This window comes from Bradyrhizobium sp. MV1.5 (assembly GCF_055807615.1).
Map to the genome: position 1 here is coordinate 24,654 of NZ_JBVVPL010000028.1, position 15,907 is coordinate 40,560.

At 62.5% G+C, this 15,907-nt stretch carries 14 protein-coding genes and 1 pseudogene; 7 read left to right on the forward strand and 8 right to left on the reverse strand.

Going from position 1 to position 15,907, the window contains the following annotated elements; translation table 11 throughout:
* Nucleotides 1-294 precede the first annotated feature (294 nt).
* A complete protein-coding gene (locus AC0L2J_RS23890; protein ID WP_007614485.1) occupies nt 295-870 on the reverse strand; it encodes a L,D-transpeptidase in 576 nt (191 codons plus the stop codon).
* A 262-nt stretch (nt 871-1,132) separates the two neighbouring features.
* On the opposite strand from AC0L2J_RS23890, the gene AC0L2J_RS23895 reads away from it, so the two are divergent.
* A complete protein-coding gene (locus AC0L2J_RS23895; protein WP_473394726.1) occupies nt 1,133-2,680 on the forward strand; it encodes an acetolactate synthase large subunit in 1,548 nt (515 codons plus the stop codon).
* A gap of 136 nt (nt 2,681-2,816) precedes the next feature.
* Complete coding sequence (locus AC0L2J_RS23900) at nt 2,817-3,335, forward strand: hypothetical protein (protein ID WP_473394727.1); 519 nt, start codon at nt 2,817-2,819, stop codon at nt 3,333-3,335.
* 45 nt (nt 3,336-3,380) lie between these two features.
* Here the strand turns inward: AC0L2J_RS23900 and AC0L2J_RS23905 are convergent, their stop codons facing one another.
* The 4 genes and pseudogenes from AC0L2J_RS23905 to AC0L2J_RS23920 form a co-directional block, all read right to left on the reverse strand.
* A complete protein-coding gene (locus AC0L2J_RS23905; protein ID WP_063993804.1) occupies nt 3,381-3,947 on the reverse strand; it encodes a hypothetical protein in 567 nt (188 codons plus the stop codon).
* A gap of 22 nt (nt 3,948-3,969) precedes the next feature.
* On the reverse strand, nt 3,970-5,571 hold the full coding sequence (locus AC0L2J_RS23910) for a tetratricopeptide repeat protein (RefSeq protein WP_473394728.1): 1,602 nt from the start codon (nt 5,569-5,571) through the stop codon (nt 3,970-3,972).
* Between the two features lie 263 nt (nt 5,572-5,834).
* The gene (locus tag AC0L2J_RS23915) at nt 5,835-7,370 is read right to left on the reverse strand and encodes a peroxidase family protein (protein ID WP_007614469.1); all 1,536 of its coding nucleotides are present in this window, start codon (nt 7,368-7,370) and stop codon (nt 5,835-5,837) included.
* 324 nt (nt 7,371-7,694) lie between these two features.
* Nucleotides 7,695-7,799, reverse strand: a pseudogene (locus AC0L2J_RS23920) (DUF3551 domain-containing protein); the annotation flags it as partial.
* Between the two features lie 168 nt (nt 7,800-7,967).
* Between AC0L2J_RS23920 and AC0L2J_RS23925 the strand changes: the two are divergent.
* From AC0L2J_RS23925 to AC0L2J_RS23940, 4 genes are all read left to right on the forward strand, one after another.
* Complete coding sequence (locus AC0L2J_RS23925) at nt 7,968-8,306, forward strand: hypothetical protein (protein WP_063993803.1); 339 nt, start codon at nt 7,968-7,970, stop codon at nt 8,304-8,306.
* A gap of 362 nt (nt 8,307-8,668) precedes the next feature.
* Nucleotides 8,669-9,181 (forward strand): hypothetical protein, encoded by a 513-nt coding sequence (locus AC0L2J_RS23930; protein WP_007614466.1) that lies wholly within the window; start codon nt 8,669-8,671, stop codon nt 9,179-9,181.
* A 91-nt stretch (nt 9,182-9,272) separates the two neighbouring features.
* Nucleotides 9,273-9,755, forward strand: a complete 483-nt coding sequence (gene greA, locus AC0L2J_RS23935; protein ID WP_473394729.1) for a transcription elongation factor GreA — start codon at nt 9,273-9,275, stop codon at nt 9,753-9,755.
* 54 nt (nt 9,756-9,809) lie between these two features.
* Nucleotides 9,810-10,487 carry a hypothetical protein gene (locus tag AC0L2J_RS23940; protein ID WP_473251236.1) on the forward strand — a complete coding sequence of 226 codons (678 nt, stop codon included), beginning with the start codon at nt 9,810-9,812 and terminating at the stop codon, nt 10,485-10,487.
* Between the two features lie 268 nt (nt 10,488-10,755).
* Here AC0L2J_RS23940 and AC0L2J_RS23945 read toward each other — a convergent pair whose 3' ends face one another.
* Nucleotides 10,756-11,028: an AbrB/MazE/SpoVT family DNA-binding domain-containing protein gene (locus AC0L2J_RS23945; protein ID WP_473251235.1), complete on the reverse strand. Its 273-nt coding sequence runs from the start codon at nt 11,026-11,028 to the stop codon at nt 10,756-10,758.
* 562 nt (nt 11,029-11,590) lie between these two features.
* Here AC0L2J_RS23945 and AC0L2J_RS23950 point away from each other — a divergent pair.
* Nucleotides 11,591-12,922 (forward strand): tyrosine-type recombinase/integrase, encoded by a 1,332-nt coding sequence (locus AC0L2J_RS23950; protein ID WP_473394730.1) that lies wholly within the window; start codon nt 11,591-11,593, stop codon nt 12,920-12,922.
* A gap of 1,623 nt (nt 12,923-14,545) precedes the next feature.
* Here AC0L2J_RS23950 and AC0L2J_RS23955 read toward each other — a convergent pair.
* Together AC0L2J_RS23955 and AC0L2J_RS23960 are read right to left on the reverse strand one after the other, a co-directional pair.
* Nucleotides 14,546-15,472 (reverse strand): ImmA/IrrE family metallo-endopeptidase, encoded by a 927-nt coding sequence (locus AC0L2J_RS23955; protein ID WP_473394731.1) that lies wholly within the window; start codon nt 15,470-15,472, stop codon nt 14,546-14,548.
* A complete protein-coding gene (locus AC0L2J_RS23960; protein ID WP_473394732.1) occupies nt 15,469-15,837 on the reverse strand; it encodes a helix-turn-helix domain-containing protein in 369 nt (122 codons plus the stop codon). Before AC0L2J_RS23960 ends, AC0L2J_RS23955 begins: the two co-directional genes overlap by 4 nt.
* Between the last annotated feature and the right edge of the window lie 70 nt (nt 15,838-15,907).

Genomic DNA, 15,907 nt, shown 5'->3' on the forward strand with positions numbered 1-15,907 from the left:
CCCCCCCGGGCGGCACTGTGCTCCGGCGCCCCCCCCCCCCCCCACCACCCCCCCCCCCCCCCCCCCCCCCCCCCACCCCCCGGCCCGCGGGGCGGGGGGGGGCGGGCCCCCCCCCCCCCCCCCCCCCCCCACGGCGATGGTAGCGGTGTCAGGGGCAAACGCGACGGTGGCGAGCGCCAGCAGGGCGATGCGAAAGCCGGACGAAGGCGGGGCCATTGCGCTCATTGCCGGGCGACGCTGCCGTATTCGCCTCGCGCACACAAGACCGCATATCCACGCGCCCGGCGGTTCCTGCTAATTGTTCAGCACGACCACGGTGGTGCCGACCCCGACGCGGCCGTAGAGGTCGGTGACGTCGTCGTTGGTCATGCGGAAGCAGCCCGAGGATACTGCCTGGCCGATCGTCTCCGGCTCGTTGGAGCCGTGGATGCGGTAGAGCGTCGAGCCCAGATACATCGCGCGCGCACCGAGCGGATTCTCGATGCCGCCCTTCATGTGGCGCGGCAGGTCCGGCCGGCGCGCGATCATCTGCGACGGCGGCGTCCAGTCCGGCCACTCCTTCTTCGCGGTGATCCTGTGCACGCCGCCCCAGCGGAAGCCGTCACGGCCGACGCCGATGCCGTAGCGCAGGGCCTGGCCGCCTCCCAGCACCAGATAGAGCCGGCGCTCGGTGGTGTTCACCACGACCGTGCCCGGCGCGTAATTGGTCGGATACATCACGGTCGAGCGCGGGATCGGGCTCGCGCCACCGCCGAGAAATCCGCCGGAACTGGTACCCGTGAAGTCTACCATCCCTGCCGCGGACACGCCGCTCGCGCCGGTGACCAAAAGCGCCATTGCGGCGACCGACGCGGCAAAAAACCGGAACATGCTCTACCCCCGGGGAAAATCGATTCAACACACCCATCAGAGGCCATATTTGCCGGGATTTCGCAAGCCCCGGCGCCGTGAACGTGCGCAACCCGATGGCGTCGCCGTTAGCGAATCCGTAAACCGTGACCGTCAAATTGAACGGCGAGGTCCGCAGCCGCGGGGCCGGGCAGGGCAGCAATGCCGCCGAATGCTTTGACGAAGACGGCGAACAATGTTTGATCGGCCGTGGATCTACGATCATGGTTGCGGGAGCTGACGGATGAACGGTGCGGAAAGTCTGGTGCGGACGATGGTCAAGGGCGGGGTCGACGTCTGCTTCTCCAACCCCGGCACCTCCGAGATGCATTTTGTCGCAGCGCTCGACCGCGTGCCCGGCATGCGTTGCGTGCTCGGCCTGTTCGAAGGCGTGGTGACCGGCGCCGCCGACGGCTATTTCCGCATGAAGGGCACGCCGGCCTCGACGCTGCTGCATCTCGGTCCCGGCCTCGCCAACGGCCTTGCCAATCTGCACAACGCCAAGAAGGCGAATTCCGGCATCGTCAACATCGTCGGCCAGCACGCCGTCTACCACATCGGCTACAACGCGCCGCTGACCTCCGACATCGAGGGCCTGGCCCGGCCGATGTCCTCCTGGGTCCGGACCTCGCCGGACTCCAAATCGGTCGCCGCCGACGGTGCCGCGGCGATCGCGGCCGCCAAGAGCGCGCCGCCGCAGATCGCGACCCTGATCCTTCCCGCCGACACCGCCTGGAACGAAGCGGACGGCATCGCCGAGGTTCCGGCCGAGCAGCAGCGCGCGAGCTATTCGCCGCAGGCCGTCGAGCAGGCCGCAAAGATCCTGCACGGCGACGGCGAGGGCACGCTGCTGCTGATGACCGGCAGTGCGCTGAGCGAGCAGGGCCTGGCGCTGGCCGAGCGCATCGCCGCCAAGACCGGCTGCACCGTGATGGGCCCGACCTTCCGTCCCAGGATGGCGCGCGGCCGCGGCCGCTTCTCGATCGATCGCATCCACTACGTGATCGACAACGCGCTGCAGATGCTGGCGAGGTTCCGCCATATCGTGCTGGTCGAGTCCGACGATCCGGTGGCCTTCTTCGCCTATCCGAACAAGCCGAGCATCCTCAAGCCCGAGGGCTGCGACGTGCATCGCATGACCTCTTGGGGTGAGAATTCGGTCGCGGCGCTGGAAGCGCTCGCCGGCGCGGTGAAGGCCAGCGCGAAGGACGTCAAGCCGCAGGTCTCGGCCGAGCTGCTCAAGCCGACCGGCGCACTGACCCACGCCTCGATCGCGCAGTCGATCGCCTATGCGATTCCCGAGAATGCGATCCTGGTCGACGAATCCCTCACCACCGGCCGCGCCTTCTTCCCGCCGACGGCGGCGGCTGCTCCGCACGACTGGCTCCAGAACATGGGCGGCTCGATCGGCTTCTCGACGCCGCTCTCGATCGGTGCCGCGATCGCCTGCCCGGACCGCAAGGTGATCTGCATGGTCGGCGACGGCAGCGCGATGTACACGATCCAGTCGCTGTGGACGCAGGCGAGAGAAAATCTCAACATCGTCACCATCGTGTTCGCCAATCGCATCTACCAGATCCTGCGCGGCGAGTTCGACAATGTCGGCGCCGGCGAACCCGGCCAGCGCGCCAACGACATGCTTCGCCTCGACCGGCCGACGCTGGATTTCGTGGCGCTGGCCAAGGGCATGGGCGTGCCCGGCCGCGCCGTCACCAACGCGGACGAGTTCAACAAGGCGCTGGCCGAAGCCGTCGCCGAGCCCGGGCCGCGGCTGATCGAAGTCCAGATGTAACTCTGGTCGATTGCGCCGCGAATTCCGGCCTCATGTAGCCCGGATGGAGCGCAGCGTAATCCGGGACGCCGTGCGTTTTGCGAGAACCCGGATTGCGCTGCGCTCCATCCGGGCTACGATTGGGCCCGGAGGCAAGATGCAGACCGAGCTGAACAAGGTGATCGCGGCGCTCCGGGACTTCTACGCGCACGAAGCATTCCTGTTCGAGAAGGACATCGGCGAGCGGACCATCACGCACCGCTTCGCCGTGCATCTGGAGAAGCAGTTCTCCGGCTGGTCGGTCGACTGCAACTACGACCGGCTCGGCGAGCGTACGCTGCATCTGCCGCACGGCACCATCATCTCGACCGACGATCATCTGGGCAAGTCGATCTATCCCGACGTCGTCGTGCATCAGCGCGAGATCCCGAACAATTTGCTCACCGTGGAGATCCGCAAGGCGAGCAATCACACCGCGCTCGACCACGACCAGCACAAGCTGATGGCGCTGACCGATGCGCATGTCTGGTTCGCCTTTTGGATCGGCGTGCTGCTGGTGGTGGACAAGGACCATGTGACGATCTCGGAGGTCTATGTCAGCGGCGTCCTCGATCAACCGCTGTCGCGCTGGTTCGCCACGCGGCTCGCGGAGATCGGCCTGGGGACGGCGCGGTAAGGCATGTGCCGAGATTGTCGCCTTCAATTCAGCTATTGCTTTGAGTCATAGCCCAAGCGCGATCTCGGCCCATTTCAACATGCGGTCGCTATTGAGGAATGACAGCACCGCCGGCTCCAGTGACGCGGTCGCGCCCGGTGCGAGCAAAGCCGTCGCGGCCACCATGTCGCAGCGTTGATTGAAGGCGAGTGAGAGCGCGGCCTTGGGGTTTCCCTCAACGCGATATGCCCGGCTGCGGCCGCGCATCGGACCGACGACGATCTCTCGGCCGGCAGCCGTCGGCGTTGCCTTCCCGATCAGCGCCAGGTCGCCCATCTGCTCGAGGTCGCCGTCGTCGGCAACCCCGGTGGCACAATTGCAAAAGCCGAGCTTGGCGCGAACGTAGAGCTGGACTTCGCCGCCGCAATCTTCGGCCTTGCAGCGGAACGCCTTGCCTTTCCCCCAGGGATCCGCGCCGAAAGGCCAGTCGATTTCCGTCCACACCGGGCGGACCTCGCCGGAGGTCGCTGTTGCGGGTGCCGTTTCGCCGGATCGCGATATCCAGAGCGCTGCGGCTGCGCAGAGCAGCGCGGTGGCTGCGCTGGTTGCAACGACTTTGCTTATCAGGCGCATGGATGCTGCCGCGGCACTTTTGCTAATTCTGAGCCATCAACTTTCGTGCGGCTGCGAGGTCCTCCCGCGACGAGTCGCCATTTCTCGCCGTTTCGACGATTTTTGCGTAGTACTGGCGGGCCTTCACAGCATCCCCCGCTTTCTCGGCCGCGTGAGCGGCGCCGATGGTCGCGCCAAAGCGGTTCGGCTCCTTGCGCATGGTGCTTTCAAACGCGGTCAATGCCTCGGTCGCCATGCCGCGTTCGAGCAGCATGGTCCCGTAAAGCTCGCGTGCGGGGGCAAGCGGACCCGGCGTCACGATGGATTTTTCGGTCTTGTCTTCGGCATCGGCGGCAAGGCGCATCGCTTCCAGCGCCTCCGCCTGTTTCCCCCGGGCGTTGAGCTGCCAGGCTGTAGCGACCTGCCGCTGGATGTCCACGATTTCGGTCCAATAGGCGTCCTTGTCCTGCTGCAGCTTGTCCCGCAACTCCGCCAGCTTGGCGATGTCCGGAGTTGCTGCGTCTGCATTGCCGGAGCGCGCGGCGCCGAGGGCGCGGGCGAAATAGGTGATCGCATCGACATAGGCAAACCGGCTCGGCTCGACCTTCAGCGCGGCAGCGCCCTGCCAATCACCGCGCTCGACCATATAGCGCGCCTGGCTGGCCGCTATCGCGTAGGGACCGGCGCGGACAGCCGGCGCATAGCCCGTGGTCGCAACCATATCCGCGATGACGTCGCTGGCGCGGCTGTCCTGCGCAAGCTGGAGCAAGGCGTAGACCATATAGTCGTCGGCATGCAGCTGCTCGCTGGGGTCCTTGCCCTCCTTGGCAGCCTTGGCGGAACGGCTATTGGCGTCGATGGATTCGTTCCAGTAGCCGACGCGCGTGAAGATGTGCGACGGCATATGCAAGGCGTGCGGTGCCGCCGGCGCGATCTCGGAGTAGCGCTTGGCAGCGTCGAGTCCCTGCTCTGCGATCGCCGGATAGTCATAGAGGTGGATCAGGTAATGCGCGACGCCGGGATGCCGCGGCTGGCGCTTGAAGATCGGCTCCAGGATAGCAGCGCCCTTGAGCTGGTTGGCATAGGTCTTGTCGTTTGGTGACGCCGTGACATTCAGCGTGATGGCGTAGGCGATCTGCGCCTCGTCATCATCGGGATAGCGCGCGGCGACGGCTTCGGTTGCCTTCAGATAGGCCTGCGCCCGCTGGCCAAACGTCGTCTTCTCGTCGCCCGAATAGAAGGCCAGCAGCGCGTCGATATAGTCGCGTTCGCGTTCGCTCTTGGCGCCGAGTGCCTTGGCCTTCTGCAGCGCGGCGAGGCCTCCGGCGAGGTTTTCCTTCGGCGCGGGAAAATGCGGATTGTACAGCAGGCTCAGCGCAATGCCCCAATAGGCGATCGCGCAATCCGGATCGGCCTGCAGCGTCTCCTCGAAAATTTCTTTTGCGGGCCGGTACCAGAATGAATGCTGATAGCGCATGCCGCGATCAAAGCGGCGCTGCGCCACCTCATTGCAGGTGGTCTGGAAGTGCACCTTGCCAAATTGCTCGTCGGTCCCGTCCTCCGCGCGTGCGGCAGGCGTGCCGGAAATCGAACCCAGGGCAGCGAGGGCGAGAAGAGAGACGGTTCTCAAGGCGAGCGCGCGCATCAGCCCCTCCATTTTCTGTTCAGAATAAATTTGGTCGGATGGCGCCGATAAAACCGAGGGCGCCGAAATTCGTACTGCTGAGATTGGCAATGGCAATTGTCTTCTTGAAGGATTTCTCCATTCGCGATGCGAGTCAACAGGAAGCGGACGGATTCGCGTTAGGGAAGCACGCCTGCCAGGACCCGTCCGCCCGCCCGTCGAGGCGATGGGGCCACAAGGCCGCTCGCACGACGAGCGGCCTTGCATCATCGTCCGTCACCCGCTCAATGCAGCGGGTCGCCCTGGCCGAGCGCGTAGGCGACGAGGTCCTTCAGCGCGAAGCCGGAGCCGGTCACCGGCGTCCATTGCGGGTCGAGCGACAGCACGGAGGAATTATCTCCGAACATCATGCCGAGGAAGACCTCGGCGACGATGCGGCCGCCGACCGGTCCGAGTTGCGGTGTCTTGACCGTGGCGGGCCCACCGGTAGCCGGGATTGGCATGTCCGTCGCGTTTTGCCGCGCCTCGGCCAGGATATAGGCCCACAGCGGGCAGTTGTCGGCGAACACGCCATTCGCGATGCTCGCGATCTTGACTTGCGGATCGCCCGGTCCCGGCTCGTCGACGGCCTTGCCGATGATGATCTCGTCGTCGGTCAGCGGCGTCAGGTTCATCGCCCGGGCGACGGCCTGGCCCGACGGCAGTCCGAGCCGCCAGCTGCGCTCGAGATTGCGTAGCGCCAGCGACGCCGGATTGGAGGCGACTTCCGGCGGCAGCTTGCGCAGCGGGTCCACCAGCGAGGCATCGATGCGATAGGCGAACTGCAGCCGCCTCTTGTTGTCGGGATTGGCGTCGTCGTCCTCGACGCCGTAGGGGCGCGTGTCGAGATCGATGAAGCGGCCCCAGTCCATGGCGCGTCCGGGTCCCATCGCACGGAAGCCGGTCAGTGCGTTGTGATCGGGATTGTTGGGGTCGGGGAAGATCTGCAGCAGCATGTTGGCCGCATCGTTCAGCCGGTAGCCGGGGCGGATCATGGAGTGCCCGAGCCGGTAAGCCGCGACCGAGAATTCGACCGGCATGAACGGATAGGTCTTCCAATGGTAGTAAGCGAGCTTGCTGCGGTCATATTGACCTGCGGTCTTCAGCTCGTCCAGCACGCTGGCGTGGACGATGCGCGGCAGGAAGTCGTTCAGCACGACGTACTGATAGTGGAATCGAACGCGCTGCTGCACGTCTTCGAACGACAGGCTGTCATTGTCGTCGACCATGCGGTTGTGAAAGCGCAGCATCAGGGCCTGAAACTGCGAGACGATGCTGTTCTCGTCGTTGCGGGGATCGCCGATCAGCGCGCGGCCCTTGAAGCGCGGCAGGTCGACCGCATCGGGCACGCCCGCGCCGGTGACCTTCTCGCCGAGCCGGAACTTATTGCCGTCATACATGTAGGGCTGGTCGTTCGGGCCGCGGCCGTAGACATTGTCCATGTCGAGCGAAGGCGTGCGGAAATCGACGAGGCCGTCGGGATCCTGCTGCTTGGTCAGCGAACTGACCGGATCGAAGGTGATGTCGTGGTCGACGAACTGGCCGAAATAAGTGTAGAGCGAAGGAATGCCGCTCTCTTCCGCGTCCGGCCCGTCCTTCGGCCCGTCGAAGCCGGCGATCATCTTGTCGGCGAGCGCCGACAGGTTTGCGATCGTGTTGGAATCGTTCGGGCCGAATTTGGCCGGTGCGAGCTTGCGGAACATGCGGCCGAAGCGGCCTTGCGAAAGCGGCGAACGCGTTGCGTTCAGACCGCGCGGAACAATTGCGTGGCGGCTGCTCATTGAAACACCTTCCTGAAAAGTCGGATGAAACAGTTCGGGCTCAAGTTTCTCGCGCTGGGATTTGCAGCCTAGGCGCGATCACGCCTGCCACGAGCGAGATGGATCACAATTGCCCGTCATCGAAATTTTCGGAAGGTGTGCTTGGCCCGCAAGCCACGGCGGCGCATCGTGAATTTCTCCGTGACGATGACGGATAACATTCTCGTCATCGACGGACGCAGGCGGCTTCGGGCAGTATCAATTCGCCGGAGCGTCGGCGAAGCGGATCGTCTTCACGTAAAAAATTGTGACGGCGTGCGCGGCATGCGCGCACGCCGCGAATCGTCAGTAGTCGCGCTGCTGCGAGAACGCGTAGCGCGGGCTGATGCCACAATGGGACGACGTGCCGGACGCGGTGGCAAGGCACTGCTGGTAGCTGGCGAACTGGCAATATGCCTTGCGTTCGCGACAAGGCACATCGTGTCGCAGCCTGCCGCCGGCAATGTGATCTCGGCCACAGTTCACGATGGGGTTCGAGCCTATCGTGAACGGACTTGCACGCGTCGATCCCGGAGAACTACGCTTGCCTTGTTCGGATCAGGTATTTTGGAGGTTCTAATGCAGAAATCATACTTGCTGGCTGCGACAGCAGCGCTGGCGCTTCTCATGCAGACACCGCTCGCGCTGGCGCAGGGCGCACCAGCCGCCGCCGGAACCGCGGCGCCTGCGGCGACAACCGCCGCGCCGGCAGCGACGACCACAGCGCCTGCCGCCACGAATGACGCTTCCAGCCAGCCGACCGACTCCAAAAAGAGTGCGTCGAAGAAGCCGGCGAAGAAGAAGATGACGCGGCAGCAGGAGATCGATCACTCGGTCGACAGCGGCACGGTGCCCGCGCGCTACCGCAGCTCGGTGCCGAAGCAGTACCAGCAATACATTCCGTTCGATAAGCAGTGACGGATCGCACGGCGGCGCGGCGTGATCGGGCGTCGCGCCGCCGCTGCATGGCAAGCCTATCGCATGTAAGAGGCAGCTTCCCTGTAGCCCATCCTTCGAGACGCGCGCTTTGGCGGGCTCCTCAGGATGAGGGCAAAGTTCGCGGCGGCAATTTCGACAGAACCGGTGCTGCCTAGCCTCATCCTGAGGAGACCGCGGAGCGGTCGTCTCGAAGGAGGAGGCGCGCGCTCAGGCCCGCCAATGAGCCATATGCGATACCTTGGGTGCCCACGGGGACGGCCGTGGCCAAGCGGCATCTGAAGACGTAACGGCTGGCGGTCCGCGCGAGCGGTGCTAGAGTAGGCCGAAGCCTGGGGGAAGTAATGAGTGACGACGTGAGGGATGCTGGCCTTGTGGCCATGATCAGCAGCATCCTGGGAGGCAACAAGCGCAATTCAGAAAGTGTTGCGCCGCCGCCGCTCATCGAGGTTCCGCCGCCGACCGCGCCGACGAACGGATTTGAGCTGGTCGAGCCCGCCCCCGATACATCGCCCGCCAATCCAGAGAACAAGCCCGAAAATAATTCCGAGAACGCGCCCGATGCGACGCCGGCTGCCGCGAAGCCGGCCGAGCCGCCGGCGAAGATCGCCACCACACCTGATGGCAAGCAGTTGCTGCCCGCCGAGGCGATCGCCGATCTCGTCTTGGGTGAGCTGCGCAAGCTCGAGAATTTTCCGGCGGCCGGCGCCTCCGTGACGGTCTATGGTTACAGGCACTGGAACGCGATGATCACCTTCGCGCCGTTCTCGACCACGTTCCGGGATGCTACGCGGTTCCGCCAGGCCATGCCGGACATCGTCTTCAAGCTGCGCCGTTTCGTCGAACTTGAGATATGATCCGGGATGATCGCCAGCTTCGGCCCGCCGCGTTTCCTCGCGGCGCGAAGGCGCGGGCCGTGAGCCCGAACAGTTCGACAGGATTTTCGACTTGAGCGTTGCCTTTACCAAAGAAGAGAGCGCGGAAGCCGCCGCCGAGACGCTGTTGCCGGATCGGCCGATCTCGCCGCATCCAAACCTCGTGACGGAAGCGGGTTTGCAGGCGTTGCAAAAGCAGCTTCAGGACGCACGCGAGGCCTATGAAGCCGCGCAGGCCATTGAGGACGTCAACGAAAAGCGCCGGCAATCGGCGGTGCCCTTGCGCGACACCCGCTATCTCACCGAACGGCTGCGCACGGCGCAGGTCATTGCCGCCCCGGCCTCGACCGATATCGTCGCCTTCGGAAGCACGGTGACGTTCAGCCGCGCCGATGGCCGCGTGCAAACCTATCGCATCGTCGGCGAGGACGAAGCCGATCCCAAGGCCGGCTCGATCTCGTTCGTGGCTCCGGTGGCGAAGTCGTTGATGGGGAAGGCGGTCGGGGATGTCGTGGGGTCGGGTGCGCAGGAGATCGAGATTTTGTCGATCGGGTAGGGGACGTTTATCGATGGTTTCCGCTGTGTCCGCGCAACAAGGCGCGATAGCTGGATGAGACGATTTCTGTCGGGAGCATTGCCGTTCTACGCGCTGGCCGGATTGGCCATGTGCATGTACCTCGTCCTGTACAGGACAAACCTCTTCGACTTGAACGCCATCGTCCAGGATGCGACCGGTTCGTCGTGGTTTTTGGTCTTCATCTTCGTCTGCGTGCTGCTGGAGTCGGTCTTCCCGTATTTTGGCTATTTTCCCGGAACCGCCCTCATCCTGATGTCCGTGGCGCTCAATCCGAAGCCTGCGGACGTCTCCGTTTTCATCGTGGCGTGGCTGGCCATCATCCTGGGCGCCGTTCTGAGCTACGGACAGGCTCGTTTTTTCAGACCGCTGTTGCAGCGGGTTGCCTCAAAGGCGGCCCTGAACCGCTGTGAGTCCCTCCTCGACGCCTACGGTCCTTACGCGCGCATTGCCCTGTTCATTCATCCCAACGCCTGCGCGATGTATTTCACGGCACTCGGACTTCTCGGCCGCAACCTGACGCGCGAACTCGCCTATCTCGCCGTGGGTGCAGCAGCCTCCGTGGGCGTGCTGTTCGTCGTCGTGAGCAGACTCGTGTCGTCCGTAGGCACGACAGACGATGGCGAATTGCAGCTGCTCCTGGCCGCAGCGCTGCTCGCCATCGGGACGCTGGTGGGTCTCTACGCGGCCTGGCGGCCGGCGCGGGCGGCTTGATCCGCCATCAGACTTCAGCCCCCGCGACGATGCCATCATGCCAGTGTTTTGCCCGACGGCGCAAGTGAATTCGGAAAAAGAGTAGTTACTCGCAGGGGGCGCATCGCGCGGTGAGGCGTTCGCGCAGCGCGAGCGCGGCTACGGCAAACGGACTTTCGCCCATCGCCTTCGCCGATCTGACGAATCGCTGATTGAAGGTCAGTAAGGCATCGCAGGAAGCAGCCCGCCCAAGGTGGAGCAAATCGGCAAAATCCATGCAAGATTGATATCAATCGCGAGCATGACGTCTTCGCGCCTCTGCAGCGATACCCGCCTCCATCTCTTCCACGCTTTTTGGCTTGCCCCGATAGGGCAGCGACGCGAAGACATCCGTGGTCTTGGCCGGCGCGAAAAGCGAGGCCGGTTTGAGAAGCACTCCCTCCGGCGTGTTCTCGATCGTGAGCTGCGTACCCGCCCGCCAGCAGCGCTCATCACGGATCGCCTTCGGCAGGACGACCTGACCCTTGGTCGTGACGGTCGTCGTCAGCTTGTCCAAAGCCATGCGGTCTCCTTGGTACGACAAAAGTTAGACAAGTCGGCCGCCCTTCAGGCAAGGGCGGTCAGCCTTAAATCGCTGCGGTTGATCACGTCATGTGGGCCGCACCCAAAGAATCAAAACATTCGGGAAAGCGTAACCCCTTGATTTCGCACGCGTCGGCTACTGTGCATGGGGTTGTTTTCGACATTTTTGATCGAGACGGTCCCCACACGCGACCGTGCGTCGACGATGAGTCCGCGATCAGCAGGGTTCAGGAAGGTGGATGGTGGGCGCACAAGGGATCGAACCTTGGACCTCTCCCGTGTGAACCACAATCAATAGACCCGAGCTAACCAAATCCGGCCATAGTTGAAATGTAAAAACCCCTTTAATTGATGGTGGTTATGGCCTTGTGCAGCCATAAGAGCCCATAGGCGACCTTGCTACATTTTGTATGCCCCCGTTGTGCCCGCCGTGGATTTTCCCTCGGGGCACAAAAACGGGGGAGGTCTGAGACCCGGTTCTGTTCGAGGTTGGCCGCCCTTGTTGCGGGGCACATCAGGGGCACAGAGAGAGGAAATGGATCATGACGCAGCCGGCCAACCAGCTGACACTCACCGATGCGGTGATCCGCAACGCAACGCTGCCGCCGGGTAAGGCGCAGCATTATCTCCACGACGACAAGCTGCCCGGCCTTGCCTTGCGCATGCGCGCCACCGGCGGCCGAACCTGGGTCTACCTCTTCACCAAGCCGGGGGTGAGGGGGACCCAGCGCAAGACCCTCGGCGCGTGGCCCAAGTATAATGAGAAGGCCGCGCGCAAGGCCGCCACCATCGCCGCAGGCGAGGTCGTCAAGGGCTTGGACCCAAACGATGCGAAGCGCGAGGCGAGGCGGCAACAGGCCGCCGATAAGCAGCGCACCACGCTCGCGGCCCTCATTGCTGAAGATGGTCCCTACCAGACGTCCTTGACCGAACGTCAAGTCGTCAACTGGAAGCCAGCAATGTCGGCGTTGCGGCGCGGGCTCAAGGATCACGCCGAGAGCGGCGTGGGGGACTTGACGCGACGGCAAATCATGGCTGCGGTCGACAAGATTGCCAAGACCGGCAAGCGCGGTGCCGCCAAGGACTTGCGCAAGCACGTGCATACCTTCCTCGAATGGTGTGTCGGCGAAGGTTACGTCGAGCACAACGTGCTCGCCGGCTATCGCGCGCCCAAGGAAACTCGCGCGCAGAGAGTCGGGCGCCGAACAAAGGGCCGCGCGCTGACCGATGAGGAAATCATCAAGGTCTGGGATGCATCCGGCAAGCTTGGGGCTTTCGGTTTCCTGGCACGCATGTGCCTGCTCGGCGGCCCGCGCCGCAGCGAGCCTACCATGATCGAGTGGCGAAAGCACATCATGGACGACCGGATCACCTTCGATGCGGCGTGGACCAAGATGGGGCTGCACCACGATGTGCCGCGCACTCACCTGGTTGACGAGGTGCTCACGGCCGCGAAACATTTCCAGCGCGCGACGTCCGACTATGTCTTCCCGTCACCGAAGACCGGTGGGCAGATGTCCGGCTTCACCAAGATGGTCAACCGCCTGGTCAAGGAAGCGGACGTTGCCAAGTTCACCATGCATGACCTAAGGCGCAGTTTGCGCACCATCATGTCGCGCTGTGGCTACGACAACGAAATCCAGCGGTTGTGCGTTGGGCAGAAGCCAAGCGGAATCGATCAAGTCTATAATCACGACGAACAGTGGATCATCCGCAAGATGGCGTTCGAGGCGGCTCACGACTACATTGCAGAGCTGGTTGGCGCGAAACGCATCGGGAAGATCGTGCGCCTGCAGCGGACGAATCCGCTTGACCCGATCAAGGCCGAGCTGCTCGGCCGTCTCCGTGAGCATTATGCGGCCGCGGCGTCCTAGTCGTCTTATCGCACCTGGCCAGATAGTCCCGCACCGCATCGACACGATAGAGGGGCCGGCCATCGACGTAGCGCCATTTCAGGGGGTGGTTCGGATCGCGCCGCCACTGCTCCAGTGCGCCTGGCGTGCGCCGGATAACCGCGGCCGCCTCTAGTGCCGTCAAATTAGAGCTGTTCGGCAATGCATCGAAATCGAAGGTCGCGGGCGGCGGCATGCCACGGTTCTTGCGAGGGCTCTTCGCGGCACGCGGCGTCTCGCTGGAATCTGCCGGCCCAAATAACTCGGTCCGTGTCTCTTCCTCCTTCTCTGGCATGCCTCCTCCCCCGAACCATTCCGTCTGCAGCGATAAGACCGTGGGCTGCTCCAGCAAGAAAGGAGTCAAGCGCACAGGTATGGCTGCCGGATAGCTGTGGCGGACAAAAAGGACGCCATTCTTTGCCCCAGAGCTTGACTTGGGCTGGAGGTCGCATCTCTGCGGCAAATATTCCGATCGAAACACGATTGATTTAACTGGGCGATGAAAGGCGCACGACTTGCAACCAGACCGTTATGATCGGCAGACTATCGATCACCTTCGTTGATCTTTCTGCAGTTTTGTCTGATTTCGCTCTCGTTCGTTACGCTTCGATCACGTCGTTACTGGTGCGAAACTGGTGCGGAACGCCTGCTTATACTAACGAGCTGGACCTGATATCCGTAAGGTCTCCATCGCAGGACTCTCCTCCCGATGATATGCGTTGGAGTGCATGACTCAGGACGAACGAGATCAAGCAATCGCGTCCATATCCAGTACAAATCGTCCTGGGATGTCCACATAATTCTGAATCGCATTTAGTGAAAAGAAAACGCCGCGAAAAGAGCTGCGCTCCGCGTTCTTTGATGCGGCACAGCAAGTTACGGCTCATCCGCGGGGCGAGGAGCCGCGGGCTTCGCTACGCGCGACTGTTGAGCATGATAGCGACCGCACGGCGCATTCACGCGACAAAGGTCCAAATGTCTTGGCTGAAGGTGCTGGGCGACGCGCATTTTCAGCCGGCGTTGGGCTCCTTGATGCCCTCTTTACGGGCCTCACCAACCTCGGTTCGGCCCCGAAAACAAATGAATCCTTGCCAGGCGATCGCGACCGCTTTGAAGTAGCGGCGGAGGAAGCAACCAAGCAAGTCCAGCATGAGCAGCAACAGCGGTACGACGAGGAGTGGCGGCAACCGTCCAAGGCATCTTACGGAGAATGATCAAGGGACCTGGCCAGCCACGCCACGGCCCCAGCTTCTTTGGCACTAAACAAATCAGCAAGCGGCCTCGAATGAGCCTGAAGGTGCCGAGCCCGACGATGGCGCTATCGCTGAAATCGAGTATGAGTTTCGGCGGCGTCTTGCGGGTATGCAGCGGTTGAGGCGAAGGGAGCGAACGGCAGCGTATCGAGCGGCTAGGGATTGGTATCAGCAGGCGGTCACCGCGCTGCGCGAGAAGCGGCTACGCGAAAGGCAGGCAAGGTTCAATTGAGCGAAGGCGACGAATCCAAACCGGGCAGGGTGGACCGGGGATACACTAACTTGGGGGGCGCGCTTTGGATATGAGATTAGATGCCGCGCTCAGTTGCCGAGGACGTCCAGGGACCCATTTTCAGCGTTCTCCAGGAAGGGCTACCAACTTGATTTTGGGACGTTCATCACGAACGAGGAGGAAAGTCTGATGAGGAGTCTTAAATGCTTCGCCAATACACTCGCGTACGTCACCATTGCGATCAGCAAGAACGATCTCGCGAGGGGCGACCATTCGCTGCTTGGCGCCGCGCGGCACGAGAAGGGCGAGCGGATGACCCGAAGAGATGATGTTGCCGAACATTGTGGCATCGTACATTCGGTGGAACGTCTTTGACACGATGATGCGCCGGATGGCGGCCTGAAAGCCGGCAACATTGAAAGCGAGATCCGGTTCAAGAACGACGAGGCAGCAGGCAGCCGGGTTGCTGATCACATATCGGCGGAAGGTTGCATAGTTCGAGCCACCAAACTGCTTTGCCAATGCGATGCCAGATTTGATGCCGAACTGAAGTTCGTGCGCGTGCTGCGCAAAGAGTTCTCCTTGGAATAGTGCTTCCGATGCAAAGACATTGGCTTCCCGCTCAAACAAATCGGTGATTTCTGGATCGAGCGTTTTTTCGCAATCGTGGATCAGCGAATACACTTTGCTTTGGTGTGGCATCGTTCCATGCCCCGCTTCGTGTAGCTTGACGAATGGGATGCGTGGGCCTGGCGTGTCCTTGTCGATTATGACGAGACGGTCGTTCGCCTCGAATAACCCTAAGACTTTGCTAAGAGCGGACTTAATCGTGGCAACGCTTGCTTTTGCGGATTTGACGAAGCGCTGAAGAAAGCCGTCATTGAGCACTTCATCGTCAACGACCGTGAGCTTTGCAGCCTCCATGATCGTTTTGATCGGCGTTGGAAAGACGCCGTAGGCTGCCGCATCGCGCAATAATCGATCGGCGTGCCGTTGGACATTTGCGAGTTGATCTGCGGTTAAGAAGGAATCATCGGGCCGTGTCACGTGCGCTGTTGCTTCCGTATGAATGCAAGGTATTCGATGAGCGCCTTCTCTTCATCCGGCGTCAAATTTTCGACGGCAAATGTTGCGACGCGAGCCTGCCGTGCTTCTTGTGTTGATGCGGGAAAGTAGCCGGCGCGCTCCATCAGATCTTCGTAGGACGTACTATAAATTCCAGCCAAGACATGAAGCACGTTGGGCGAGGGCTTGGTAATCTTATCATTCTCAAGTTGACTCAGATAGGCGTTCGAAACTTCTTTGCCCGAGGCTTCTTCGACCTGACGCAAGGTCATCCCGGCAGCGTTCCTCAGCCTTGCTAGGTGTTTGCCGAAAGTTAGTTTGACGGCGGGCTCATTTTCTTCTGGCATGGCAAATCTCGCATCTATCTGATCCAATAGAAGAATACTGGCGCTTAGCTTGATGTGTCAAGCATTGCGT

What these genes read in the sequence shown, in the direction of transcription:
- AC0L2J_RS23890 (WP_007614485.1), bottom strand. Translation starts at nt 870, where the DNA reads ATGTTCCGGTTTTTTGCCGCGTCGGTCGCCGCAATGGCGCTTTTGGTC.
- AC0L2J_RS23950 (WP_473394730.1), top strand. Translation starts at nt 11,591, where the DNA reads ATGACGCAGCCGGCCAACCAGCTGACACTCACCGATGCGGTGATCCGC.
- AC0L2J_RS23910 (WP_473394728.1), bottom strand. Translation starts at nt 5,571, where the DNA reads ATGCGCGCGCTCGCCTTGAGAACCGTCTCTCTTCTCGCCCTCGCTGCC.
- AC0L2J_RS23960 (WP_473394732.1), bottom strand. Translation starts at nt 15,837, where the DNA reads ATGCCAGAAGAAAATGAGCCCGCCGTCAAACTAACTTTCGGCAAACAC.
- AC0L2J_RS23895 (WP_473394726.1), top strand. Translation starts at nt 1,133, where the DNA reads ATGAACGGTGCGGAAAGTCTGGTGCGGACGATGGTCAAGGGCGGGGTC.
- AC0L2J_RS23945 (WP_473251235.1), bottom strand. Translation starts at nt 11,028, where the DNA reads ATGGCTTTGGACAAGCTGACGACGACCGTCACGACCAAGGGTCAGGTC.
- AC0L2J_RS23905 (WP_063993804.1), bottom strand. Translation starts at nt 3,947, where the DNA reads ATGCGCCTGATAAGCAAAGTCGTTGCAACCAGCGCAGCCACCGCGCTG.
- AC0L2J_RS23925 (WP_063993803.1), top strand. Translation starts at nt 7,968, where the DNA reads ATGCAGAAATCATACTTGCTGGCTGCGACAGCAGCGCTGGCGCTTCTC.
- AC0L2J_RS23900 (WP_473394727.1), top strand. Translation starts at nt 2,817, where the DNA reads ATGCAGACCGAGCTGAACAAGGTGATCGCGGCGCTCCGGGACTTCTAC.
- AC0L2J_RS23930 (WP_007614466.1), top strand. Translation starts at nt 8,669, where the DNA reads ATGAGTGACGACGTGAGGGATGCTGGCCTTGTGGCCATGATCAGCAGC.
- AC0L2J_RS23915 (WP_007614469.1), bottom strand. Translation starts at nt 7,370, where the DNA reads ATGAGCAGCCGCCACGCAATTGTTCCGCGCGGTCTGAACGCAACGCGT.
- AC0L2J_RS23940 (WP_473251236.1), top strand. Translation starts at nt 9,810, where the DNA reads ATGAGACGATTTCTGTCGGGAGCATTGCCGTTCTACGCGCTGGCCGGA.